This window comes from Alphaproteobacteria bacterium (assembly GCA_016699305.1).
Classification (GTDB): Bacteria; Pseudomonadota; Alphaproteobacteria.
The window spans coordinates 1091346-1116010 of the sequence record CP064970.1; the positions used below are offsets into that span (position 1 = coordinate 1091346).

A 24665-nucleotide genomic window follows, 5' to 3' on the forward strand; every position below is an offset into this window, starting at 1 on the left:
GTTTGGGTTATGTGCCGTAAAGAGCTTTATGAGGCATCTGAGAGAATAGGCGCAAAGCGCCAAGTGCCATCGGGCAACTGCTCGTTAAACATATCCTTGGGCCGCACCCATACGCGACCGTCCTTACAATTCTGGTACACCACCATGTCTTGCAAAGTTTCAGAATGAATGGCCTCCCCCAACACACGATATAAGCCGCCTTTATAGTGGCGATGCGTGGGCGTGGGATCTTCCTGCGCGGCGGCCAACATGTAGTAACCTACTCCGACTTGACCGGCATCTTGATGGGGCCTTCGGCGCGACCATAGATGAACTGGTGGACATAGGGGTTGCCCGAAAAATCGATCTCTTCCTTCGGCCCCTGCCAGATGATGCGCCCTTCATGCAGCATGGCGATGCGGTCGGCGATCTTGCGCGCGCTGGTCATGTCATGGGTGATGGACAAAGCCGTCGCGCCCAATTGCTTCACGCATTGTAAGATCAAGTTGTTGATGACATCGGCCATGATGGGGTCTAGGCCCGTGGTCGGCTCGTCGAAAAACAGAATCTGCGGCTCGGCGGCGATGGCGCGCGCCAGGGCCACACGCTTTTGCATGCCGCCCGACAATTCCGCCGGATACATATCGGCCACGTCCGGGGTCAGGCCCACGGCGGCCAGCTTGGACACGGCCAGATCTTTGGCCTGACGCGCGGATAGACGTTTGCCGCTGCCTTGCAGCAAGCGAAACGCCACATTGCGCCATACAGGCAGCGAGTCGAACAACGCCGCCCCCTGAAACAACATGCCAAAGCGGTCCACATGCGCCTCGCGCGCGCGGCCGCGCAGCCCCACCGTCTCCTCGCCATCCAGCTTGATCGAACCGTCATCCGGCTCCAACAGGCCCAAGATGCATTTCAGCATCACCGATTTTCCCGTGCCCGAGCCACCGATGACCACCAAGGACTCGCCCGCCTTGATCGACAGGTCCATGCCGCGCAGCACCTGCTTGGGACCAAAGGACTTGCTAAGGCCCGACAGCACCAAGCGCGGCTGGGCGGTGGAAGCGGGAGAGGAAGAAGCGTTCATGAGACGTGTTTCCTAGTGTCAGGCGTCAGCGGGAGAAGAACAGCCCGGTCAAGACGTAGTTGAACAGCAAGATCAAGATGGAAGCCGAAACCACGGCATTGGTCGTCGCGCGGCCAACGCCTTGCGCGCCGCCCTTCGAGGCGAAGCCGCAATAACACCCCATCAAGGTGATGATAAAGCCAAAGACGGCCCCCTTGACCAAGCCCAGCACGACATCCTCGGTCTTGAGGTAATCGATGGTCCTTTGCAGATAGGTCGCGGCGTTGAAGTCCAGCTGATAGACGCTGATCAAAAACCCGCCGAACACGCCGACGATATCGGCCACCAGCACCAGCAAGGGCAGCATCAGCACGCCGGCCAATAGGCGCGGCACGATAAGATATTTATGGGGATTGGCCGAAAGGGTCATCAAGGCATCGATCTGCTCGGTCACGCGCATGGTGCCGATCTCGGCCGCCATCGAGGCGCCGATGCGTCCCGCCACCATCAAGCCGCCCAAGACAGGCCCCAATTCGCGCGTCATCGACAGCACCACGACCGTTGCCACCGCGCCTTCGGCCTGGAAGCGCGCGAATCCGGTGTGGCTTTGCAGCGCCAACACCATGCCGGTGAACAACGCCGTCAGCCCCACGACCGGGAGGGAGTAATAGCCAATCTCCACCATCTGCCGCAACAACTGCCTGACATAGATCGGCGGCTGCACGATCGCCGACAAAGAGCGGCCCGTGAACAGACCAAAGCGCCCCGTCGCCTGGAGGAAGTCCAAGAACGTGCGGCCTATCGTGCCCAAAAACCGTTCGACCAGGGTCGGACCCGACTCCGACTCGACCGCCGATGCTTTCACAGGAAGATGAGAGTTTGCAGCCATGACGAACGCCTGGGTAAGAAATCGTGAATGATTCGATGTCGGCCCATGACGGGCGCGACAACCTGACCGATGAACGCTAGCGGCCAGCCGCCTCTGTGTCAAAGGGCCGCTGACAAAAAGAAAAGGGCGCGACCCTTCAGATCGCGCCCCATTCTGCCCTGGAGGAAGGGATTAATCTCCTCCTCCCGAGCCTCCCCCACCATCTCCCCCACCATCTCCTCCTCCATCTCCCCCACCATCCCAAGGCGGTGGCGGCGGTGGCGGCGGCGGCGGCGGCGGTGGCGGCGGCGGCGGTGGCGGCGGCGGCGGCGGCGGCGGCGGTGGCGGCGGCGGCGGTGGCGGTGGCGGCGGCGGCGGCGGTTCTGGCGTCGGTTTGGGCTGCTCACAGCACGGCGGTGGCGGCGGCGGTGGCGGCGGCGGTGGCGGCGGCGGCGGCGGTTCACAGCACGGCGGCGGCGGTGGTGGCTCTGGCGGTGGCTCTGGCGGCGGCGGCGGCGGTGGTGGTGGCGGCGGTGGTGTATAAGTATGACCAACCGTCACAGAAACCACAGCTGTTCCGGTATCCACACCCCAACCTCCGGTGGATGAACCGCCTGAGCTGCTACCCCCTGAGGAACTGCCGCCCGAAGACGAAGTCCCGCCCGAGCTGCTGCTACCCCCCGAGGAACTACCGCCCGAAGACGAAGTCCCGCCCGAGCTGCTGCTACCTCCCGAGGAACTGCCGCCCGAAGACGAAGTCCCACCCGAGCTGCTGCTACCCCCCGAGGAACTACCGCCCGAAGACGAAGTCCCGCCCGAGCTGCTGCTACCTCCCGAGGAACTACCGCCCGAAGACGAAGTCCCACCCGAGCTGCTGCTACCCCCCGAGGAACTACCGCCCGAAGACGAAGTCCCACCGGAGCTGCTGCTACCCCCCGAGGAACTGCCGCCCGAAGACGAAGTCCCACCCGAGCTTGAAGAAATGATCACGGATCCGCCCGAGCTACCCGAGCCGCCGCTTCCTCCACCCGAACCGCCGCCGGAAGAACCTCCGTCGCCACCCGAGGAAGAAACGCCGCTACCACCCGAGCTGCCGCCACCGATACCACCCCCGATATCGCCACCACCACCACTCGAGCTGCCCGAACCGCTGCCGCCGCCTGTGCCCCCCACTTCGCCGCCCTCTGCCTCGGCCAACAAGGGATCGACGACGGTCTTACCGCCAGGCTTTTTACCCGGGGCACCCCCAATGGTGGATGTCATGGAACCACCGTTACCACCCGAAGAGGCCCCACCCGCGCCGGAACCGCTGTTCTGTTCTTCGGCCAATAGAGGATTCTTGCCCCCCTTATTTGATGAACCGGCTCCAGGCTGACCGCCCTGCATACCGCCCGAGGCCGCACCCGGCACGCCATATTCGCCATATCCAGTGCGACCATCACCGCCTTGCCTCGACTGGCCGCCCTGTTCCTCGGCCAACAGCGCCGCATCTTGCTCCGAGCTGCCGCTACCGTCACCTTCTTGACCACCTTGTTCATCGGTCAATAGCGGAGCCTTTGGCTTACCGTTCTTTCCGGCATTACCAGCCTGACCGCCTTGTTCTTGAGCCAGTAAGGCACCCTTACCCCCTGCCCCAACAGCCTGACCGGCCTGACCGCCTTGCACACGAGTCGGTGCACCTTGAGCATAAGTCCCGCCCGGCTGCTGACCACTCAAGCCGCCCTGGCCACCTTGCGTAGCGGACTGACCTGCCGGTGAACCGCCCGCTTGGGCATAACCCGATGTTCCAGCCTGACCACCTTGCACACGAGTCGGTGCGCCTTGGGCATAAGTCCCGCCCGGCTGCTGACCACTCAAGCCGCCCTGGCCACCTTGCGTAGCGGACTGACCAGCCGATGAACCACCCGCTTGGGCATAACCCGATGTTCCAGCCTGACCACCCTGAACACGAGTCGGTGCGCCTTGAGCATAAGTCCCGCCCGGCTGACCGCTCACACCGCCTTGGCCCACCTGAGTGCTTGAACCTGCATCTTGTTGAGCGTAACCCGACGAAGTGCCGGCAGAACCGGCCTGACCGCCCTGTTCTTGAGCCAACAACGCCGTCTTTTGTCCAGCCGTTGGTGCCCCCTGACCGCCAACGCCACCTTGAGCACGCATCGCCGAACCCTGGGCCACAATATATTCACCCGAGCCTGTACGATCCGTCACACCGGCCTGACCAGCCTGGCCGCCCTGCACACGAGTCGGTGCACCTTGGGCATAAGTTCCGCCCTGCTGACCACTCACGCCGCCTTGGCCGCCTTGCGCTGACGAAGCCGATTGGCTGCCGCCTTGGGCATAACCCGAATCTCCAGCCTGACCACCCTGAACACGAGTCGGTGCGCCTTGAGCATAAGTCCCGCCTTGCTGACCGCTTACGCCGCCTTGCACGGATGAAGCCGATTGGCTGCCGCCTTGGGCATAACCCGAAGTCCCAGCCTGGCCGCCTTGAACACGAGCCGGCGCACCCTGAGCATAAGTTCCGCCCTGCTGCTGACCGCTCACACCGCCTTGGCCGCCTTGCGTGGCGGACTGACCCGCCGTGCTACCAGCTTGAGCATAACCCGAAGTCCCAGCCTGACCACCTTGAACGCGAGTCGGTGCGCCTTGGGCGTAAGTTCCGCCCTGCTGACCGCTCACACCGCCTTGGCCGCCTTGCGTGGCGGACTGACCCGCCGTGCTACCAGCTTGGGCATAACCCGATGTTCCAGCCTGGCCACCTTGCACACGAGTCGGTGCGCCTTGGGCGTAAGTTCCGCCCTGCTGACCGCTTACGCCGCCTTGGCCGCCTTGCACGGACGAAGCCGATTGGCTACCAGCTTGAGCATAACCCGATGTTCCAGCCTGACCACCTTGCACACGAGTCGGTGCACCTTGGGCATAAGTTCCGCCCTGCTGACCGCTCACACCGCCCTGGCCGCCTTGCGTGGCGGATTGACCCGCCGATGACCCGCCCGCTTGGGCATAACCCGAATCTCCAGCCTGACCACCCTGAACACGAGTCGGTGCGCCTTGGGCGTAAGTTCCGCCCTGCTGACCGCTTACGCCGCCTTGGCCGCCTTGCACGGACGAAGCCGATTGGCTGCCGCCTTGGGCATAACCCGAAGTCCCAGCCTGGCCGCCTTGAACACGAGTCGGTGCACCTTGAGCATAAGTTCCGCCCTGCTGACCGCTTACGCCGCCTTGGCCGCCTTGCGTGGCGGACTGACCCGCCGTGCTACCAGCTTGGGCATAACCCGATGTTCCAGCCTGACCACCTTGAACGCGAGTCGGTGCGCCTTGGGCATAAGTTCCGCCCTGCTGACCGCTTACGCCACCTTGGCCGCCTTGCGTGGCGGACTGACCGGCAGACGAACCACCGGCTTGGGCATAGCCCGATGTTCCAGCCTGGCCGCCTTGAACACGAGTTGGCGCGCCCTGAGCATAAGTTCCGCCCTGCTGACCGCTCACGCCGCCTTGCACGGATGAAGCCGACTGGCTGTTGCCTTGGGCATAAGTCCCGCCCGGCTGACCGCTCACACTGCCCTGGCCGCCTTGCGTGGCAGACTGACCCGCCGTGCTACCAGCTTGGGCATAACCCGATGTTCCAGCCTGGCCACCTTGCACACGAGTCGGTGCGCCTTGGGCGTAAGTTCCGCCCTGCTGACCGCTTACGCCACCTTGGCCGCCTTGCGTGGCGGACTGACCGGCAGACGAACCACCGGCTTGGGCATAGCCCGATGTTCCAGCCTGGCCGCCTTGAACACGAGTTGGCGCGCCCTGAGCATAAGTTCCGCCCTGCTGACCGCTCACGCCGCCTTGCACGGATGAAGCCGACTGGCTGTTGCCTTGGGCATAAGTCCCGCCCGGCTGACCGCTCACACTGCCCTGGCCGCCTTGCGTGGCAGACTGACCCGCCGCGCTACCAGCTTGGGCATAACCCGAAGTCCCAGCCTGACCGCCCTGAACACGAGTCGGTGCGCCTTGAGACTGAGTGTATTCACCCGATCCTGTCCGCGTCGTCGCCGGAGCCGATTGCACCGCATGCCCGGTTTGGCGATGAGAACGCGCAGCATCTTTTGCTTGCGTCTTTGACGAACCGGAGGATGACTTCTTGCTGACGCCGCCTTGTTCGGTTGTCGTCCGCTCGGGCGAAGCTGTCGTCTCGATCACCTCGAAAGCATGCGTTCCCGCATCTACGTCGCCGTAAGCCGGTTGTCCCGCTTGGCGCGTTGAGGCAGTTCTGTTGGCTCCGCCTGACGATGTCCGATAGACCTCTTCCGAGACCTGAGCGGCATGCGCCGAAGAAATCCCAAAAGCCGCCATCGCCAAACGAGCCGCCGGGACCATCCCCAAAGGAAGGTTCAGCCATGAGGATTTCTTGGGCGTACTGCCTTTGCCATTTTCGTTATTTTTGCCAGTAAAATTACCGAGTTTATTCTGGTCCTCCAAATCGATATAATTTGCGCCACATGCGCCGGTTAATGCTTTGGAACACTCAAAACGCAGATGAATATTTTGGATACTCGCAGAAAGTGTCCATGTATCTGATCCCCCATCAGCGTGAGATATAGTGTAAGACGTAGGATTGCAGCTTACTTGAAATCCCATACCCGCCGTAGAGGCAGGCACATATTGATCACCAACCTTGGCATAGGCCTGACCTTTTGCCGTCGGAAAGAGCGATATGGATCCGGACGAAACGGTACATACGGACGTCACAGGGCCAAGAGCGACGGTGATGGGGTTTGCGGCAATACGAACATCTTCCGGTCTGCAGCACCCGCCCATGCGTAGCGGCGTAGCTTTGGGCGCATTTACATTAGTGGCCAGCCATTCCAGACCAGACCTAAAGGGAACGAAATATCCCGTTCCATCCGTCGCTATATTGGATACATGCGAACAGATTCCATGGGCATCGATAACCGCATGAGCACTGCCGCCCGCATTCGCCGCCGCACCGGCATAACTCCAGGCCGCGTTATTATAACCCACATTGTTGTTACCCGCAGGCGGCGCTGATGCGTCGCATGACGCTGTACCTGTCCGCAAGTCGCCGTTTAGCGTACATACCTTTTTCAAGCCTGGCGTAATAATGGTGGCATGTTTGGACGAATCATATTGCGGCATCGGACAAGTCCGTTTTGCAATATGCAATGACGCCTCATAGTTCTGTGCCAAAATAGGCAGGGGAAACGCCGCAAAGATCGCGCTTAGCACAAAGGTGGTGCCCAATGAGAGGCATGTTATGTTTATCTTCGTAACAATCTCTGCAGAGCCTGGGCGTGCGGCGTGGAACATCGGCTTATCTCCCCTAAATGGCCGAGAATGCCGACCAACGCCCTTGCGCTGAACATTCTCGTCTTAAGTATGGTCATCATAGCTTGGCGAACAAGTGCTGGTAAAGGCTTTCTAAATAATTGCATCGCCCCCGATATATTTTTTCTCGCAACCATAGCGAAATTATTTACAACAGTTGCATTTTATGCCCCCAAGATTTAACATCCATGAGTAAACGCGTTAACCAAACACAGGGGGATGAGATGAGTAAGTTTTCAGAATATGCGAAGAAACTAACTTCAGCGGTTTTGGCGCTTTCAGTATTAGCAGGCTGCGTCAGCAATCCCGCGCTTCAGCAAGACACTGACACGCCGACCGCTGCGGGTGGGAAGAAGATTGATCTTTCCAATCTGAAAGCCATTTTGGCCGCTGATGAGGATTTCTATGTCTTTCCCGCGACCAATGCATCCGGCAAGCCTGTCAAACTCTATATCCGCACCAAAGATGGCGATGCTTATCGGCCGATCGCGCTAGATAAGCCGGAAAATACCCAGAAAGTCTTTTTGCAACCTGGCCAAATCCAATCCAAGACTCCGGTCAATACCCCTTACACCACCGTTATTTGCTATGGCAAAAATCAAAATATCTGCGCACCTCGCGCATATACGGCCGATGCGGACTCGTATAAACCCAATCGTGTCGTAGGGCTACAGTCGATGAATTACGTCCAGGCCGAAGGCGGGAAATTCGGATTGGACTTCAAGAGCAGCTTCAAGATTCTGCAAGAAGGCAAGATTGGCCAGAAAACAAGCCGCCGGGATGGAACTTACATTTACAACATGTATTGCGATGGCGAGAAAAGCGGCGAGACTATTGTTTCCTGCGACCAGACTGGCCAACCGCGAATCGATTTCCGTGGACCGAATGGACCGATTTCGCAGAGCCAGTTGCCCCCGGGAGTCCCCTCGCCCTCTAGCGGAGAATGCGTCATGCTGTCTGAGAGCGCGGTCTTAAACGGAGGCGTCAGCACCAAGACAGGTAAGAGTAGAGGCCTGATCCTTCGTTCAACGGTCGATCAGAACGGCAAACACCACCTGTCGCCTGTGGTCCGCACCGGGGCAGTGGGGCCGGATTCAATCATGGAACAAATCAATGCCAGCCGCCCCAGCATGGGCATCTGCAACAAAGAGCGCTTTGAGTTAATTTTGCGATAAGCACAAGGCGCAGAGCGTATGCACGCTCCCAAGGGCGGCTCCAACGAGCCGCCCTTTTTCTTTACGAGGCTTTCTTATTCGCCAGGCGTTCGCGCAGGCCCGCCATGCGGCGATGGATCACCCATTGCTGGCCGAGGGAAAGGATGTTGCTCCATGTCCAATAGATCACCAATCCGGCGGCCATGGGGGCCAGCAGGACCGTGAAGAACAGGGGCAAGAACATAAACACCTTACGCTGAATGGGATCGGGGGCTTGTGGGGCCATCAATTGCTGGGCATACATGGTTGCGCCCATCAGCAAGGGCCACACGCCGAACATCAAAAAGCTGGGCGGCTGCCATGGGATCAGGCCGAACAGATTAAAGATCGTCGTGGGGTCGGCGGCCGAAAGGTCGCGGATCCAGCCAAAGAACGGCGCATGGCGCATCTCCAGGCTGACGAACAAAACCTTGTACAAGGCAAAGAAAATGGGAATCTGGATCACGATCGGCAAACAACCCGAAAGGGGGTTCACCCGCTCGCGCTTATACAGCTCCATCATTTCTTGATTCAGGCGCACGCGATCTTGGCCAAAGCGTTCTTGCAAACGCGCGATCTCGGGCTGAAGGGCCTTCATCTGCTCCATGCTGCGATAGGATTTATCGGCCAGAGGGAACAGCAACAGGCGCAAGCAGATCGTCAAGATCAAGATGCCCACGCCAAAATTCCCCGACCAACGCCCCAAAAAGTCCAGCGCATAAAAGAAGGGCTTTGTCAGGAAATAGAACCAGCCAAAATCAATGGCCAGATCGAAATGGCGGATATTCAGGCTTTTTTCGTAGGCGTCCAGCAGATCGACTTGCTTGGGCCCTGCGAATAAACGCGCGGTGACCGGTGCCGACACGGCACCCGGCGCCACGGAGACCCCTTCGGCGCGCCAATCGGCCTGATACAGGTCCTTGCGCGCGTCTTGCGTCTTGCTATGCGTAAACCGCACCGGCAGATGCGCCCCGTCGGGCAAAGAAGGAACCAAAGCCACCAGCCAATATTTATCGGTGAACCCCAACCAACTGCCCTGCTGGGCCTGGCCCGCAACCGTGCCTTCATCGGCCAGTTTGTCATAGGGATGCTCTTCCAGACGGGTTTCGAATACACCCACCGCGCCCTCATGCAAAGGCGCGCCCGCGCCTTGCAACACCGGCGTTCCATGGCGCGCGACCAACGCATAGGGATACAAGTTCACGGCAGCGATGCCGGCGTTGCGCACCCGGTCGGTCACCGTCAGCATGTAATGCTCATCCAGGGAAATCTCGCGCTCGAACACCAGCCCCGCGCCATTATCCCAGCGCAGCAGCACGGGCCGCCCGCCCGCCTCCAAGGCCGAGGCGTCGGTCCGCCACACGCTCTGGGGGCCGGGAACCGAAGTGCCTTCTTGCGCGGCCATCCAGCCGAATTCGGCGTAATAGGCCGCATGCGGCGGCGCGCTGCCCGTAGGGGATAGCAAGGTGATGGACGGGCTGTCAGGGGCCAAGGTTTCGCGGTAAGAAGACAAAATCAAATCATCCACACGACCACCGACCAGATTGATGGATCCGCGTAGAACCGGCGAGGACACCGGCAGACGGGCGTTTTGCGCCAGCACATCCCCCCTGGGGCTTAACAAGGCGTTGACGGCGGCCGGTTTGGCCTGCGGCAAGGCCATTTTGGGCGCTTGCTGGGCCGAGATCACGGCGCGTTCGCGCTCTTGGCGCGGCGCTTCATAGAAATAATGGAACCCCAGCAGGATCGCCACGGATAGGATGATAAAGACCAGGAAGTTGTCGTTGTTGCTCATGTCGATCCGTTGCCAATGCCGCGCTGATGGAGGTGAAGGGCGAGACTTTGAGATAGCAGGAACCGGCGCTTTCCGATACCCCCTATCGTTATTGACCTATAAGGCTGATCCGCGATCCACCTTGTCCGATGGAGGGAATTTTCCCGCAACCGGCGGCACCGGATCAAACCCGCTTCCCCCCCAAGGGTGGCATCGCCCGATGCGGCGCAGCGTCAAGAGCAGGCCACGCCAAGGACCATGTTGTTCCAGCGCCTCAAGCGCATAGGCCGAGCAGCTGGGCGCAAAGCGGCAATGCGGCCCCAGAACCGGACTGATCCCCCAGCGCCATATCAGCACCGGAATGCGCAGCAGAGCCACCAACAAACGCCTCATGGAACCCGTACCTTGGACGTATCGCGCAGCAGGTCCAAACGGCGCAAGCCTTGGCGCAGGTCCTGGCCTAGCAGCTCAAAAGGTCGGGATAACGCCGCCTCGCGCGCGATCAGCACGATATCCAGGCCCTCACGGGCTTCACCTGTCAGAATATCCGTCGCCAAGGCGCGCAAACGTCGCCGCGCCCGATTTCGGGCTACTGCTCCGCCGACCATCTTACGGCTGGCTGTCAGCCCCAAACGCCAGGGCGGCGTCAGACACGCCGTCTCGGGCGGCCAAGCACGCGCATACAGAATAAAAGCCGCCCCGGACCAACGCCGTCCCTGGGCGCTGACCCGTTGAAAATCGGCGTGAACCTTTAGCGTCGAAAGCTTCAAGGCAAAAGAGTCCTTATGTCAGGGGTAGAGCCCAAGCAACGACAAAGCCGCCCCTTACCAGAAAGGGCGGCTTTGAACCCGGCATTTCCCGACAATAAAGGCGGGAAAGGACTAGGCCGAGAGGCGCTTGCGACCCTTGGCGCGGCGGCTGGCGATCACGGCGCGACCCCCACGGGTGGCCATGCGGGCGCGGAAACCGTGGCGACGGGCACGCACAAGGCGGCTGGGCTGGAATGTACGCTTCATCGTGGAACTTCCCTCTTGCTCTTTGAACGGTATTCCTAGACGAAAGTCCTGCCCTTTGTCAAACCATCCGATCGCTTGCGGGCCGTCTTTTTCGTTAACATCATGGCTTTCCAGGGAGAACCCCGGTTAATCACGCTTATTGAACAGCTTGTCCCGCATCGACTCGGCAGCGCGTTTAAGCAGTAAAGCGACATCCTCGGGCAATTGCGCCCATGCGCCGCCTTTGCCATCGGTTGGGATGGCCGGAGCCTGCGCGCTGGCGGCAGTGGACGAGGGAGCCTCGAATGCCTCGTGGCTACCGCGCAAACTGGCCACATGACGTTGGCTAAGTTCCGCCGGTGCGGGTTTTGAAACGGCCTCAATATCAGAAGACATATCCAGCGCATCCAAAGCCGCCAAGGCATCCTCATTACCACCGCGCCCTTCCAGGCCGCCCAGGCTCTTATGCAAGCGGAAAGGCGGTTCAGGCTGCCAGTTATCATCGCCGCCGCGCAAGGTCGTCTCTGGCTGAACAGTCGACGGGGAGGCCGTTTTGCCCCCCGCGCCGCCGGGCATCGGTCGGGATTGGCCTTGCAATGAGGCCTGGCTGGCCTGTTCGAGATGGGCGATATTCTCGGCCAAGGCCGCCACCGCCACACCACCGCTCTTTTGCGCGGGCCAGCCTGCTTGCACAGCGGCACTGTATCCCATGGATAAAGCGGCGATCTCCGCGGGTGTGTCCGTCTTAGCTCCAGAGGTAGCCGCCGACCAGGATGATTCCGCCCGTAACTTCTCGCCCAGATCTGAAATAAGCCGCTCACGCGCGCCGGTGCTGCTGGTCGATCCAGGCACGGGCAGGAGTTTCTGGACACGCAGCGCCTTTACCTTACCGGCATCGCACAGATAGAATTTCAGCGGATCGGTGTCGCCGCCATGGATCAAAGCGGCCTCGCCCTCGCGCAGCCCCAGCAGATCGTCCGAGCTGAAATGTGTACGGACCTCGGCTGAACCCGCCAGATCCGTATCCATATAACTGCGCGAGTCGAACAACGATCCCACCGTATCGCCAGCCACTTTATAGCTCTTGGACATGACGGCCCAGTCAGTCGTCTTGCGCTTGTTATAAAACTCGATGGTGTCCACCGGATCCTCGATCTTGCCGAAAATCTTGATGTTGCAATTACCCGTGATCGAACGCGCCTCTTGCTTGATGCGTTTTTCCATCGCGGGCAGATCCTGCGCAGAAAAGACCAAGCTGAACCCAAGGCTACGCGCCTGGGCGGCCATCACCGCCATACCCTGGGCCGTGTAGTAACCGACCTCGTCAAAGACGGTGATATAAGGCGAAGAGGCGCGCGTCATCTTGTTGTCGATGGACTCTTCCCATGCTCCCTCGACATTCGCGCCCAGAGTCGCGCCCATCATGCCCTTCAGGCTCGCCACGACGATCTTGCCCAGATTGGCGGCCTCGTCACCCGCCTTTTCCAGCGCGGGGATCAGAACCACCATGATCCGGCGGTTCAGCACCACATCGATCATGTCGATATCGGCCAATTGCGCCTTAAAGATATAGCCATATTCGTCGGCCAGCGACTGCAAAGCGCGGGTAAACTGCATCGACAGATAGCCGTGCTGCTGCCGCGCGACTTGCATATCGTACATCGGCTTATCCGGACTGGGAGGAACGTCATGCCCCTCGTCATCGAAGGCTTCGTCCGAAAACCCTGGCAAGGTGGCCAAATACCCTTGCAGACCGCGCGCGATGCGATCCGGCAAATCGGTATTGCGCGAGAGCTTGACGATAGGCCCAAGCTCGATATAGTCGCGCACCGAGCCGATATCGAGCGGGACATTCTTCTTATCACGAAGATAAGTCAAAGCGGGCATCAGGGCGAAAATCAAGGCGACGGCGCGCTCTTTCCACATCGCGTTATCGCCGCCGGCATCGGGCATCAAATTGACCATCATATTCGCCAGATACGAGGACGAACCGAAGGTAAAGGGATTCATGCTGTTCGATGTCGCGCCGTCGTCGCTGTTGCCGGTCATATAATTCAGCACAAGAAGATCGTCGTCGCGGCCAAAGCGGCGCGTCATCGCGTAAAGAGACGACCACAGATCGTTATCCGCCTTGCCGTCCACATAGACAAAGCCGCTGCCCCAGCACAACGCATTGCTGCATATGGATTTAAGGCCTTCCGTCTTACCCGCGCCGGTTGTGCCCAGATACAAGATATGCGTACGGGCATCGTTATTGGTCAGCCAGATTTCCTCGTTATTCTCTTTATAGGCGTTACCCAGATACAAAATGCCCTCGGCCTTGCCCGGCCCGGATTTGCCCGGCGCGGGATTGTTGGGATCGAGCATCTTGGCGTGCATCGGCAAACGCAACGGCAACTGGAACTTCTTTTTCCCCAGCCAGCGCAGATAATAGAACGATACCAACAGCATGATATCGGCCAGCCAAGCCAATTCCGGCATAATGACCAACAGCACCGCCATGGCGACGAAGATGGACGATATGGAGCTGACCTCGGAAAGAAACGCCCCTATCCGCACGCCCATCGGGCGCACGTCACGCAAAAACAGCTTTGATTTGGTGCGGTATTTCCGTTCTAAAAACGCCATTTTGTCCGCTCCTCCACGGGCGGGGGGTGTACGCCGTACGCCTTATTGCATCGGCGCGGGGGGCATGGATTGCATGGCAGCGCCTTGGGGCATCCGCTGCATTTGCTGACGCAGAACCTGATCGGCCGAGGTCGGAACGCCCCAAGGTGCCGTTTGCAGCGGCGCATTGGGCGAGGCGATCCCAGTCCCCACTGGCGTGCCTGCCTGATCTGCGGCCTGCTTAAAGCTGTTCGCAAAGATATTGCCCACCAGCAAGAACCAAACCACCAGCAGCAGCACAAAAGCCGTCCCCACCGCCGCAAGGCGCGTGATGCGCGGACCGATGCCCTTGGGATCGCAGGCCAAGACCGAGGCCGTTTTGCGCAAGGCGCGCCTGGCGTCCTTTTCTTCGTCGAAATGGGCCAGAGGCACGAAAGCCGCTGTCTCGGAAGTTTGATAACCCAGCACAAAAGCCGACGAATCCGGCCCCTGCGACGCGGGGCGCAGCGACACCATCAAGGCCTGACCCGCTTTGTCCAGGTTAAGCACCCAAACGCGGCGTCCATCCCGATCATTGACATCCAGTGCCAGGGTGTGGCCTTCGAACCGGCCTCTGACCTTATAGGGGCTAGGAGGCTTGATGTTCAGCCTAAGATCTAATTTCATGCTGTCTCCTTCAGATCAGGAATCACCACATTGCGTGATGAGAGATTGGTGACGATGGTCATGATGGCCGTGTCCACGCGCGGCAAAGACAAGCCGCGCTTGGCCTGCAATTCCGCCATATAATGCGCGCCCGCGCCTGCCGCCTCGGCATGCCAGGTGCGACGACCGGTGTTATTCAAAGGATACCACAAGGCCCGATCCTGCCCGCGAAGCCACAAGAACTGCGCCGGAGCCAGCACGCCGCCGCGATGCCGAGCATAGGCCAGCAACCCCATCAAAGCCGTGGCGCGAAAGGCATGCTGCTCCGCCTTTTTCTTGGCCACCCCGCCGATTTTGGGATCGGCGATAATCTCATTGACCTGCGCCGTCAGTTTGGAAGTCAGCCTTAGTCCCGCTTTGGGATCCCAGCATTTGGAAATCTCGCCCAGCATCACGTCGCTTTCCTTGCGCTTTTGCGCGCCTTTTAGAGCGAAGGCGGCAAACAAGGCCCGGACATAAGCCGGCTGGTTTTCCGGCCCCGTCCATACCGGCCCCAATTGCGCGGAAAACGCCTGACGCAGCGCCTCGCGATCCGGTCCGCTCTTGCTCATCGGAATGCGCGCCCAGGCGATCCATTCTTCCGGGGTCAGGGATTCGGCGAATAACGGCAGACGCGATGGCACTTCCTCGCCCGGAATACGCGCGCTGATTTCGATCGGATTGATTTTGATGACCGGGGTGATGACCGGCCAGCTGATCGCTTGGACTTTCATCAAGCTGGCCAGGTTATGCTTTTGCCGGAATTTGGCGAAGGGATTGAATTTATAATACCACCACGCCACCACCAAAAAGAACGCCGCCATCGGCCAGCGCAGAGTGAGGCCGACATAAGTGCCCGTGACTTCGATGACCGAGAACATATTCTCACGCGCCGCGCCGCTGGCCGATGCCGGGCTGTCCAACAGCCAGCGCCAACCCTCGTTCCAATCGGCACCTTGACCGAACAGATAGGCCAAGGGCGCGATCAAGGCCATCTCGCCCACGCGCAGCCAGCGCAGCCCTTCTAAGATGACATCGCGCCCGATGAACCAACCCAAGGAGCCAAAACCCAGGCCAAGCAACAGCAACAGCAAAAACGCCTGTTCTGCATCGCCTGACTTGCCTGCCGCCATAGACCTTACTCTCGCTGGTGAATCTGCCATGGGGACGAAAAGCCCCCGTGGCGCTTTGTATATCACGAATTTTCGGTGAAAACATCTGCAAGATGCGCAGGCGAGCCCCCTGACGCCTGAACATTGTCCAAAGCCATATCCCGTTTTCGCTTCCCGTCTCAAGACCAAAAACTGCGAGACAAGACCCGATGAATACACTGGAATAATCGCGACTTGACGAATTCTTCAATATTCGCCAAGCTTTGTGTCAACCATTCTACATTGGGAGGGTCAAGAAATGACCAAGTCCGAATTGGTGCAGCGTCTGGCAGACTCGAGCCCGTCCCTATCCTTGCTGGAAGCCGACAAGGTGGTCTCCACCGTGTTGGAGGCCATGATCGATGCCCTATGCCGGGGTGAACGTGTGGAATTGCGCGGCTTCGGCGCCTTCTCGGTCAAGCGTCGCGATCCACGCAATGGCCGTAATCCACGCACCGGCCAATCGGTCAAGGTGTCTGAAAAATATGTTCCCGCGTTCAAGACGGGTAAAGAGTTGCGCGAGCGCATCAACGCCTCCGCGCAGGCCGGCACAGCCGCCCAAGGCGCCTAGCTTACCTCTAAAACAGGACAAATATGATGCGCTTTTTGCGTTTTCTGCTATTCGTGCCCGTGGCACTGATAGTGATTGTGTTCGCCATCACCAACCCCCAAAAAGCCCAGCTGTCATTATGGCCGACGGACATTATTCTGATCATACCAGCTTATTTATTGGTCATCGTGCCGTTCCTGGCAGGCCTTTTAAGCGGAGCGGCACTGATGTGGATGCGTGGACTGCCCAAGAGATGGCAGGTATTCCGCCTACGCCGCCAAGCATCCCAACTCGAAACCGCTTTGAGACGCCAAGGAGTTGAAGAATGCGAATCCAACACAGCGGCGACAGTCATGTCACACATACCCAAGGAAGCGACAATAAGCTGACGGTGAACGTCCATTCATTGCCCCTAAAGAGATGCGCCATTGTCTTGGGCGCGTGATGCGCGCACCGATCGGGGATTGCACGAAAGATGCGCTTAAGGCGAGCCTGCACCGCCTCATTTCCATCTCCGTCTGAAAAACCGACTTCTTTAGGGCCGACCAGGTACGTTGCCATGCCACGTTCTTACGGGAAGAGCGCGGCCCCAGCAGGCCAGCCCCCCTATTCCAAGACTCTCTGGATTTCCTTGGCGTAGATGCCAGCCAGCCCTTCGACGATTTCTTCCAGCACAGCCGAGATGGCTCCGGCTTCGATCTGGCCGGACTCGGTGCGCAAAATGACTCGGCGGCGGATTTCTTGACGCGCGGTGCCGCCAGGATAGGCCTGGGCCAGCAATTTGCGCGCCCGGGCCGCGCCCAGACGCGAATAGAGGCGGTTGCGGATTTCCACATCCTCGGACGAGGTGGACAGCGCCCATAGCTCGATCGGGCCGAGCGTATTAATCAAATGCTGTTCGTAGCGTCCCTCATTGGTGCTCAGCAGCAGCAGCACGGGCGCACCGCTGGGACGTGGGCCGGTCAGGCGGTTACGCATCACCCAGCGCGCCGTGTCGGACAGGCCGAAACGCTCGGCCGTGGCGGAAACGGCGCGTTCGCTGGTGGCCGAGCCGCAAATCCACACTGCGGTGGCCAAATCGACCATATCGGCGCTGAAATCGTCTAACAACTGCGAAGCCAGCACGATCTGCACGCCCCATTTTCGGCCTTCGCGCACGTCGCGCACGACCTGGGCACGCACCGAGGGAGTCTTACCGGTGCGGTGGAACTCGTCATAGCACAAACGTTTGGGCGTTTCGCGGATGTCGCGCAACCGCGCCTCGTGATACGAACGAAAGCGCTGGGGCATCGAGCGTAAGGAGTCCGGTCCGAACCACCATGAGCGAATCAAGGCATGCCGCGCCAGCAGATACATGACCGCCGTCTGGCGGTCGGCCACCTCGTCGCCATGAGGGGCGACCTCGGCCAAGTCGATGGCGCAGACGCGCGAACTGCCGATATCGAATTTGGTGATCGAGGCCAAAATCGGGAATTCACGCACGGCGGCGGCGATCATACGCTCAAAAGCGTGGATCACGCTTTCCGCGCTGGCCCCGATTTGAGTTTCTTCCAGCAGCGCCCGAATTTGTGGCCGCCGGGCGGCCGTCACGGCATCCACCAAGGTCGGCACGGCATAACGCTGAGCCAAGAGCGATTCATGCACCGCGCCCACATCGAACAATGCATCCACCACATCCCACCAATACGGATCAGGCGGCAGATGGATGTTATAGGCCTTGAGCGCGTCGTCCACTTCCGGCTCAATACGCGCCAGATAGGGACGCGGCTCGGTATTGGCCCCCGAGTCGTCGCGCCAACGGTACATCTCGTCCACGCATAAGCCTACCAATTGAGGGATACCGTCATAGCTTGAGGTATGGCCAGCGGGCGTACATAGCAACGTCAGCAATTCACCAAGATAGCTACGCTCTTCTGGTAGGGGATAGCGGCAACCCAACTGCGTATCAAAGGGATTGACGCAATATTCGGGCGTCATACGCAACTTGAAATGCATCGCCTCATAGCGCCGCTCGGGCGGCAAGGAATCGCGCAGCAGCGAGATCAAGCCCGACGAAGACGGCCCAATATCCAAAATAGCAATATAGGGCAGACGCGACGCGCCGATCTGTAGGCACGCCGCCAGAGACAAGGCGTTCATCAGCACCGATTTACCCGATCCCGGCTGAGCGAAGATCAGATCAAACCATGTGGTCAGCAGCGAGCTGCCCAGCTGATACGGCCAGATACGCCCATCGGGCGTGCGAAACAGGATCGGCCCTTCATCAAAGGGACTGGAAGCGCGCTGCCAAGGCAACAGCTTGACCACGTCGAACAAAGGCGCGATCGCAGGCACCGCCGTCGATGCGCAAGCCACGCCCAGCGCCGAGGACATCACCCCTTCCAGCGGATCGCCCGCGCGCTGCGAGGCCTGGATATAGCCCCAGCTTTCCAAACTTTGCGACAAAGCCGACAGGCGCGATTCCAACAGCTTGATTTCACCCTGGGGCGCATAGGTCGATAAGGACAAGCGCAAGCGCACCACCGGCTCGCTTTGCGCTTGGCGGCGCAATGTCTCTAGCGAGTCGCGTATTTGCTTATTCGTTGAATTGGTGAAGGCAAGGACGGACGCCACCAGCTTACGCAATCCGATGCCCACCGTGCCCGCGCTTTCAATTAAGAAGGACACGCGAAACGGCAAGCCCTGATCGATCAAACGCGCCAGCAATTGCGGGAACGGGCTGGGATCGGCCGGACCCAATATCATATCCGTGCTGCCCCAGATCAGATCACCCACGCGAACGATGGTATCCGATATCACCTCGGAATCGCCCACGCATAACTGGCTGGGCAAAGACGGCCACAGAATTTCCGACATATCGCCAGGCTTAAGCGGCTGACGCGGCATAATGGGATCGCCGGGAACGCAGGCCTGCCATTTATCATGTGCGCGTGTGGGATACATGCTGCCGCGCACCGAACGCAACGCCTCATGCACATCCACGGTCGAGACCTTAAAGCCCAGCTCTTCCAAAGATGCCTCGATCCCCATCACATAACTGCGATGGCGCAAGCGCAAGGCATCCAGCGCCGTATGAGGAAACTGCGCGCGCGGCGCGGGCACCCACGAGATATTCCGACGGTGTTCGCGTGAACGGGCAAGATCGGTCTTGCTGACCGCACTGGGCCGTGTCCACAAGACCAGCCAGATATCCTCCCATGCCATATGATTGGCCAAATGGCGGCGACGCTCGGTCAAGAGGTCGTCAAGATCCAGGCCGATCGCCTTGGCTGCCGAGTGGTTGGCGCGCATCAAGCGGTCCAGCTCGCGCCCCACGCGGTCGGCATCGCGCATGAAATAGAACTGCAACGCATAGCCCGGATGGTCAAAGCGCGACCCAATCTTCAGGGTCGACTGCTCGACAATCCACGCATATTCGGTATCGCCGATAATTTGCCGCGCGCCGTCAAAGCGGATGAAGGACACCAAGGAGCCATCACTGGCGACCAAGGTCATCTCGTCGTCGGCAGTTTCCAACTGAACGAAGGATTCGACGGGCTGACGCAAGCCCATCATCATCGAAGCAATCAGTTCATCGACAACAGCCAGCATCTGGCGCTTTCCCCCTGCGCGAGTGGCGGAATCAGGGGTATCCCGAAAGCCGCGAATCTCTGTCTATCAAGCATCATAGTCGTTAATTTTTTATTCTGTCAGCCTTTATCATGAAGGCGTTTTCTTTCGCGGCTCCATTTTCATTCATATCAGTCTCGATATATATCATAGCCGTTCAATCATTCCCGGCCTTGTGCTATGTGGGGCGGGTCTTCCCATCTGCGCGGACAAGGAGTCGCCGTGTCCTTTGTTCCTCCACCGAATAAGCCGGACGAGATAGGAATCTTCACCGATGGCGCATGCCTGGGCAATCCCGGCCCAGGTGGCTGGGGCGTTGTGTTACGCTGGCAGGGGACGGATAAAGAGCTTTCGGGCGGCGAGGCGCAAACCACCAATAACCGCATGGAGATGATGGCGGCGATCATGGCTTTGGAAAGCCTGAAACGCCCTTCGGATGTGCGCCTGGTGACCGATAGCCGCTATGTGCTGGACGGCATCACCAAATGGATAGCGGGCTGGCAAAAGCGCGGCTGGCGCACCGCCGACAATCAGCCGGTCAAAAACCAAGATTTATGGCAACGCCTGGTCGCGGCCACCGCCCCGCATCACATATCATGGGACTGGGTGCGCGGCCATCAGGGCCACCCCGAAAACGAGCGCGCCGACCGCCTGGCCGTGGCACAGGCCAAGGCATGGCAGAGCAAAAACGCTTCTTAAAGCTGCAACGCGCCTATCGCCGGACCAAACTTGCGTACCCGCTCCGCGCCTTGGGTTTGGCGCAGAATGAGCGCGCCGGATACCGATCCGGACTCAAGCTGCGTGTGGACAACCAACAAAGCGGGCTCGATCAGGGCTTGTGGGTTGCGGCACCGAATATGCAATTTGCCATTGCCCGCGACCGTGGTGCCCGCCAGGGCGGTCACATAGGGCAAGGCTATGGCCGGTGCGGGTTTTCCATAGGCCCCCGTCACGCGATGAATGGACCACAGCTTTTCGCCGGGTTGTTCCTGCCAAGGCAGGGGATACAGGTGATGGCCGTGATGCGCCATAAAGTCGCCCAAGGATCGCGGCGAGAGGTTGCATGCAACATTCCGCTGAAACAGATCAAGCGCATCTTGCGAAAGCAGCATGGCATGAGTCGGGGTTTCCTGTTTCAAGGCGGCGGCAATCCGTGAAGGGATCGAATCTCCCAGCAGTGGCGCAATCACAAAAGGCGCCAAACGCGAATCCGTATAGGCCCCGTCCAGGATCTTGGGGCCTGTGATGGCTTCACCATATTTATTGACGCTAAACCGCCCATCGACCGCATCGATATGCGGGGCCAGAACCTCGATCATGCTATCGGTCTTGATATAAGAACCCTTCACCCCGTGATGCTGGCCGTATAAAGCTTGGGCGTTGCTCTTCCATGTGTCGTACAGAATAGCCTGAAGGATGAATGTGTCCTCGGGCATCCAGGCGCTGGCCAGGGTGTTTGTGGCCTGGTCGAATACATGCACCGTCAAGACATGAGCCTTGCCGGTTCCGGCATTAATAAACCACCGATCTAGGGTCAAACGGCCTGCACCGCCGCCGACTGGCTGGCCCCATTTATTGGCATGCAGAATCCGCGCACCCATGATGGGATCGTGGTTCATCACTTGGGTTTGATAATCGCTTTCCGCCCAGGCATGGCCATGCGCCAACATCCAAGGAGCCCGTTCATCTTGACGATAGAAAAACGCCAATTGCTGCCCCTGATGATCCCGCAGCGCGCTCATGCGCACAAAGAAGCGGCCATCCCGCAGGTGATCGACCAATACGACATGATTCAGCCAGGCGGTTTCGTTGCCTGTCCATATTTTCGACTGAGCGGTAGGATCAAGATGGAAGGCTCCGCGCTGAATTGCATCCCCGTTCTCCGGCATCGGCAAGCCGCCCAGAAAGGGGAGCCTCTCGGATATATTGGCCGCTAAGAAATTTCGCGCTTGATAAGGGCTGGGAGCCTGAAAATGGTCGCAGCTGGGCGTGTTCCGCAACGGCTGAATCATAGATTGCAAACTTGCCTGGTTGTCTTGGCTGATCCAGACAATTCGAAACAGCTTCTCAAGCGATAACGCCGCCATATGACACCTCGTCAAAAAAACAACACATGCCCCTCAAGCGGGGGCGCTCAATATAACTCGGGATCCGAGCGCCGATGCAATTATTTCTTTATTGGTATTTTATGTCCATGGCTTGCTATGATCCTTCCAATGTTGCCCGCAATGACTGTGCTCTGGATGTGGGTGGAGAAGTCCTGTCATCAATTGGCCTTTTTTCTTGTCTTGGCCTACAAATTAGATCCTTGCTTCTTTCTTTGTCCTTTTCCGGAATAAAGTCCTCCTCCGGCGAAGAGGGGTGAGGCTGTGGATACCCCCCCCCTTCACCAGGCTGAACTGGAGGCGGCAGGACAATCTTTGAGACAGGCTGAACCGGTGGTTTGGCTTCTTCTGGAGTATGCCGAGGCACCGGATTCGGATCAGTAGGCGGATCAAGCGAAAGGTTGCCATGTGTACGCACACGCAGCCTACTTTTTCCCCCAGTGTTCACATCCTCAAAAGGCTTCTTCGGCTCGCCATACCACACGCGAGTGATCGGCGTTTCTTCCTGCTTTGTTTCCTCAACAGGCGCGGCGATGATCATCAAACTGGCGATAAAGTCCCGCATTTCAGATGCGGGCGGCGGTGGCTCAGAAGGTGGTTCATAGGCGAGGATCGGCGCGGCGGCGGCCTCTGGCGGCCTGGTCCAGATGGGTTCGGCGATAGGTGGGATATCGGATAGGGTATCGGCCAACGGGACTGTGGGTTCGGACGTGACCAGCTCTTGCGGCGCGGCAGCGGCGGGCGGTGCCGCCTGGGGCGTTAGGCTTGGTGCGGGCTCGACCTTCGTGCCGTCCAAAGCCAGAGCCACCGATGACTCGTCCTTGGGCGCATCGGCCATCACAGGCAAAGCCAGCCCGGTTAAGGCCGATGCAGATTCACCCGTTAAAGGCGTCTGGGCAGGGATTGCGCTGGGTGCTTCGACCGGCGGCGTATCCATAAGGGGCGTTGAGCGAGGCGGCGGGATAGGCTCGGCCCCGTTTGCCGCCGTGATCGTCGCCACAGGCAAGGCAGCCAAAGCTTCGCCCCCCAGCGCGACAGCCGCCGCAAGCGGCGCGGCAACCGCCTTTGCCAAATGTGACAAGACCGAGGAAGCAGCAGGGGAAACCGCCGCAAGAGCCGTCATGGGCGGTGCGACAACAGGCACGGATGCGCCCATCAGCCGATGCGGACGCGGCGGCATGGGAATGCGCGGCGTCGAACGCTCAGCCGTCCCAGGAACGGAAGCCGGACGCAAGGGGATGATCTGGGCAGACGCCACCCGCCGCGCCGATACCGCCGGCACAGGCAGTTTTCCACGAGCAACCAGGATTTTAACGTAACGCGCCACACGCACACGCCGCCGCGCGGCGGTCGGACGATGCGAAGGAACAGAGGCCACAGACGCCGTGCGTGTCACGCGCGCCGTCCTCGCCATCTGGGACAGACGCCACAGGCCTCGATTCAAAAAGACCGGACGAATCCGCGCCTCCGCCCGCACCCGGCGCAGCACAGACGGTCGCCGCGCCAAAGGCATATGGGGACGACGAAAAACGCGGCGTGGGGCGGATTTCTGGCTTAGGCGCATAGGAACCACGACGCGCATCATCCCGCCCACCACCCTGCCCAAACGAGCAAGGGCGCGCATACGCATAGACGGTTTCTTCTTCAGACGCATGGGAGGCATAGGCGTCATTTTAGAAGGAGGCGCAGACAGAGTCGCCGCGTTGCCACGCTGCCTTGATACCTGTTTTGTGGCTTGTTTCCGTCCGGAGGCCGTCACGGCGACCTTATGGGCGGATGCCCGGACCGCAGATCGCGCCGCGCGGATCATGCCACTGGCCACCTTGCCCAAACGAGCAAGGGCGCGAACGCGCATAGACGGTTTCTTCATCCGGCGAAGGGGCAAGCGCGCCGTGGATAAGGCTGACTTTGCGCTTTTCCCATGTGTCGCTGGCGCGATGGGGAGCGGCTGTTCTTGCTGACGGACAGGACGCCGCGCGCGCGGACCCGATGATGAACCAGGCGCGCGCACCGCCATCTTGCGCGCGGCGCGCAACAAGCCGATCAGCTCGCCCCCTGCCTCGCTGCTGAATTCCGCATCAGCCTGGGCCTCCGCGATCCGGCTCCATAAACGCGTGAGAGACGGGCTTATCAGCAGGGAACGGGGCTGGCGTTTCTTGTCGGTTTGCCGGATGGGATGCGCCTGTTGAGACGCCGCCGCCCATAACAAAGGCCGCGTCTGCCCGGCCAAAGCGCGCCAATCCCCGGCGCGATCATCCACCACCATCAACAGAATATGCGCGGGCAAGCCCGCCAAAGGCGGCGCGCCCACACCCAAGACCAACTCGACCGGATCGCCATGGGAGAGGGCAAAGGCCGCCCCCACATGCCGCACCAAAGAACGGCGTAGCCTTTGCGCGGTAGGATCGGGCCATTGCCCCGCCAAAGCGACAGGCAATTGCCGCAATGTCGCGCGGACATGCAGCGGCAGGGCCGAATCCTGGGCCAGACTTTGAAACAGCCTTCCCGCCTCGCGGCCAAACCGGCCTGTGCGAGGCGAGGATTGCCCGGCTAAGACAGATGAACCGGCCCGTAGGGGCTGCATGGAGTCTCCCTTCCTGATGGGACGGCGAGTCGTTCGAAGAGGCTTTAGGCTGCACGGGCAGAAAGACTCCGTCAAGGCAAGTGACGAAGAAATCCGCCCTTTCCGCCTACGCAAAGGCGGATTCATAAATCCATATTTATCATTGAGTTAAACGGGATGGGCG

General features: G+C 59.8%; 18 protein-coding genes. 4 read left to right on the forward strand and 14 right to left on the reverse strand.

All coding sequences use genetic code 11. From position 1 onward, the window contains the following. Positions 1-26 precede the first annotated feature (26 nt). The 4 genes from IPI58_05110 to IPI58_05125 all read right to left on the reverse strand — a co-directional run bounded on the left by IPI58_05110 (position 27) and on the right by IPI58_05125 (position 6383). Positions 27-251 (reverse strand): DUF1653 domain-containing protein, encoded by a 225-nt coding sequence (locus IPI58_05110; GenBank protein QQR68242.1) that lies wholly within the window; start codon positions 249-251, stop codon positions 27-29. Between the two features lie 8 nt (positions 252-259). Beyond that, the gene (locus tag IPI58_05115; GenBank protein ID QQR68243.1) at positions 260-1066 is read right to left on the reverse strand and encodes an ATP-binding cassette domain-containing protein; all 807 of its coding nucleotides are present in this window, start codon (positions 1064-1066) and stop codon (positions 260-262) included. A 25-nt stretch (positions 1067-1091) separates the two neighbouring features. Then, positions 1092-1934, reverse strand: coding sequence for an ABC transporter permease (locus IPI58_05120; protein ID QQR68244.1), 843 nt, complete (start codon positions 1932-1934; stop codon positions 1092-1094). Positions 1935-2105: 171 nt separating this feature from the next. Beyond that, entirely contained in the window at positions 2106-6383 is a 4278-nt protein-coding gene (locus IPI58_05125; GenBank protein ID QQR68245.1) for a hypothetical protein, read from the reverse strand. 1055 nt (positions 6384-7438) lie between these two features. Here IPI58_05125 and IPI58_05130 point away from each other — a divergent pair. Next, the gene (locus IPI58_05130; GenBank protein ID QQR68246.1) at positions 7439-8425 is read left to right on the forward strand and encodes a hypothetical protein; all 987 of its coding nucleotides are present in this window, start codon (positions 7439-7441) and stop codon (positions 8423-8425) included. Between the two features lie 61 nt (positions 8426-8486). On the opposite strand, the gene yidC is transcribed toward IPI58_05130, so the two are convergent. The 7 genes from yidC to IPI58_05165 all read right to left on the reverse strand — a co-directional run bounded on the left by yidC (position 8487) and on the right by IPI58_05165 (position 15636). Next, the gene (gene yidC / locus IPI58_05135) at positions 8487-10238 is read right to left on the reverse strand and encodes a membrane protein insertase YidC (GenBank protein QQR68247.1); all 1752 of its coding nucleotides are present in this window, start codon (positions 10236-10238) and stop codon (positions 8487-8489) included. 96 nt (positions 10239-10334) lie between these two features. Next, positions 10335-10610 carry a membrane protein insertion efficiency factor YidD gene (gene yidD / locus IPI58_05140; GenBank protein ID QQR68248.1) on the reverse strand — a complete coding sequence of 92 codons (276 nt, stop codon included), beginning with the start codon at positions 10608-10610 and terminating at the stop codon, positions 10335-10337. Beyond that, complete coding sequence (rnpA, locus tag IPI58_05145; GenBank protein QQR68249.1) at positions 10607-10987, reverse strand: ribonuclease P protein component; 381 nt, start codon at positions 10985-10987, stop codon at positions 10607-10609. The genes yidD and rnpA overlap by 4 nt, the downstream gene beginning before the upstream one ends. A gap of 111 nt (positions 10988-11098) precedes the next feature. Continuing rightward, positions 11099-11233 carry a 50S ribosomal protein L34 gene (gene rpmH / locus IPI58_05150; GenBank protein ID QQR68250.1) on the reverse strand — a complete coding sequence of 45 codons (135 nt, stop codon included), beginning with the start codon at positions 11231-11233 and terminating at the stop codon, positions 11099-11101. A 126-nt stretch (positions 11234-11359) separates the two neighbouring features. Then, positions 11360-13840 carry a TraM recognition domain-containing protein gene (locus tag IPI58_05155; protein QQR68251.1) on the reverse strand — a complete coding sequence of 827 codons (2481 nt, stop codon included), beginning with the start codon at positions 13838-13840 and terminating at the stop codon, positions 11360-11362. Positions 13841-13882: 42 nt separating this feature from the next. Next, complete coding sequence (locus IPI58_05160) at positions 13883-14485, reverse strand: hypothetical protein (GenBank protein ID QQR68252.1); 603 nt, start codon at positions 14483-14485, stop codon at positions 13883-13885. Continuing rightward, the gene (locus IPI58_05165; GenBank protein ID QQR68253.1) at positions 14482-15636 is read right to left on the reverse strand and encodes a hypothetical protein; all 1155 of its coding nucleotides are present in this window, start codon (positions 15634-15636) and stop codon (positions 14482-14484) included. Before IPI58_05165 ends, IPI58_05160 begins: the two co-directional genes overlap by 4 nt. A 277-nt stretch (positions 15637-15913) precedes the next feature. Between IPI58_05165 and IPI58_05170 the strand changes: the two genes are divergently transcribed. Beyond that, positions 15914-16225, forward strand: coding sequence for an integration host factor subunit beta (locus IPI58_05170; GenBank protein ID QQR68254.1), 312 nt, complete (start codon positions 15914-15916; stop codon positions 16223-16225). A gap of 23 nt (positions 16226-16248) precedes the next feature. Continuing rightward, on the forward strand, positions 16249-16593 hold the full coding sequence (locus IPI58_05175; GenBank protein ID QQR68255.1) for a LapA family protein: 345 nt from the start codon (positions 16249-16251) through the stop codon (positions 16591-16593). Between the two features lie 217 nt (positions 16594-16810). Here the strand turns inward: IPI58_05175 and IPI58_05180 are convergent, their stop codons facing one another. Beyond that, positions 16811-19795 (reverse strand): type IV secretion protein IcmB, encoded by a 2985-nt coding sequence (locus IPI58_05180; GenBank protein QQR68256.1) that lies wholly within the window; start codon positions 19793-19795, stop codon positions 16811-16813. A gap of 198 nt (positions 19796-19993) precedes the next feature. On the opposite strand from IPI58_05180, the gene rnhA reads away from it, so the two are divergent. Further along, complete coding sequence (rnhA, locus tag IPI58_05185) at positions 19994-20512, forward strand: ribonuclease HI (protein QQR68257.1); 519 nt, start codon at positions 19994-19996, stop codon at positions 20510-20512. Here the strand turns inward: rnhA and IPI58_05190 are convergent. Together IPI58_05190 and IPI58_05195 are read right to left on the reverse strand one after the other, a co-directional pair. After that, positions 20509-21825, reverse strand: coding sequence for a hypothetical protein (locus tag IPI58_05190; GenBank protein QQR68258.1), 1317 nt, complete (start codon positions 21823-21825; stop codon positions 20509-20511). The two genes, rnhA and IPI58_05190, sit on opposite strands and share 4 nt — an antisense overlap. Before the next feature lie 190 nt (positions 21826-22015). Further along, on the reverse strand, positions 22016-24502 hold the full coding sequence (locus tag IPI58_05195) for a hypothetical protein (protein ID QQR68259.1): 2487 nt from the start codon (positions 24500-24502) through the stop codon (positions 22016-22018). Positions 24503-24665 lie beyond the last annotated feature (163 nt).

Bases quoted from the DNA above. Each gene is read 5' to 3' on its own strand.
- IPI58_05165 (QQR68253.1), bottom strand. From the start codon at position 15,636: ATGGCGGCAGGCAAGTCAGGCGATGCAGAACAGGCGTTTTTGCTGTTG.
- IPI58_05160 (QQR68252.1), bottom strand. From the start codon at position 14,485: ATGAAATTAGATCTTAGGCTGAACATCAAGCCTCCTAGCCCCTATAAG.
- IPI58_05120 (QQR68244.1), bottom strand. From the start codon at position 1,934: ATGGCTGCAAACTCTCATCTTCCTGTGAAAGCATCGGCGGTCGAGTCG.
- IPI58_05110 (QQR68242.1), bottom strand. From the start codon at position 251: ATGTTGGCCGCCGCGCAGGAAGATCCCACGCCCACGCATCGCCACTAT.
- IPI58_05180 (QQR68256.1), bottom strand. From the start codon at position 19,795: ATGCTGGCTGTTGTCGATGAACTGATTGCTTCGATGATGATGGGCTTG.
- IPI58_05130 (QQR68246.1), top strand. From the start codon at position 7,439: ATGAGTAAACGCGTTAACCAAACACAGGGGGATGAGATGAGTAAGTTT.
- IPI58_05190 (QQR68258.1), bottom strand. From the start codon at position 21,825: ATGATTCAGCCGTTGCGGAACACGCCCAGCTGCGACCATTTTCAGGCT.
- IPI58_05155 (QQR68251.1), bottom strand. From the start codon at position 13,840: ATGGCGTTTTTAGAACGGAAATACCGCACCAAATCAAAGCTGTTTTTG.
- rnhA (QQR68257.1), top strand. From the start codon at position 19,994: ATGTGGGGCGGGTCTTCCCATCTGCGCGGACAAGGAGTCGCCGTGTCC.
- IPI58_05175 (QQR68255.1), top strand. From the start codon at position 16,249: ATGATGCGCTTTTTGCGTTTTCTGCTATTCGTGCCCGTGGCACTGATA.
- IPI58_05170 (QQR68254.1), top strand. From the start codon at position 15,914: ATGACCAAGTCCGAATTGGTGCAGCGTCTGGCAGACTCGAGCCCGTCC.
- IPI58_05195 (QQR68259.1), bottom strand. From the start codon at position 24,502: ATGCAGCCCCTACGGGCCGGTTCATCTGTCTTAGCCGGGCAATCCTCG.
- yidD (QQR68248.1), bottom strand. From the start codon at position 10,610: ATGAGGCGTTTGTTGGTGGCTCTGCTGCGCATTCCGGTGCTGATATGG.
- rpmH (QQR68250.1), bottom strand. From the start codon at position 11,233: ATGAAGCGTACATTCCAGCCCAGCCGCCTTGTGCGTGCCCGTCGCCAC.
- yidC (QQR68247.1), bottom strand. From the start codon at position 10,238: ATGAGCAACAACGACAACTTCCTGGTCTTTATCATCCTATCCGTGGCG.
- IPI58_05115 (QQR68243.1), bottom strand. From the start codon at position 1,066: ATGAACGCTTCTTCCTCTCCCGCTTCCACCGCCCAGCCGCGCTTGGTG.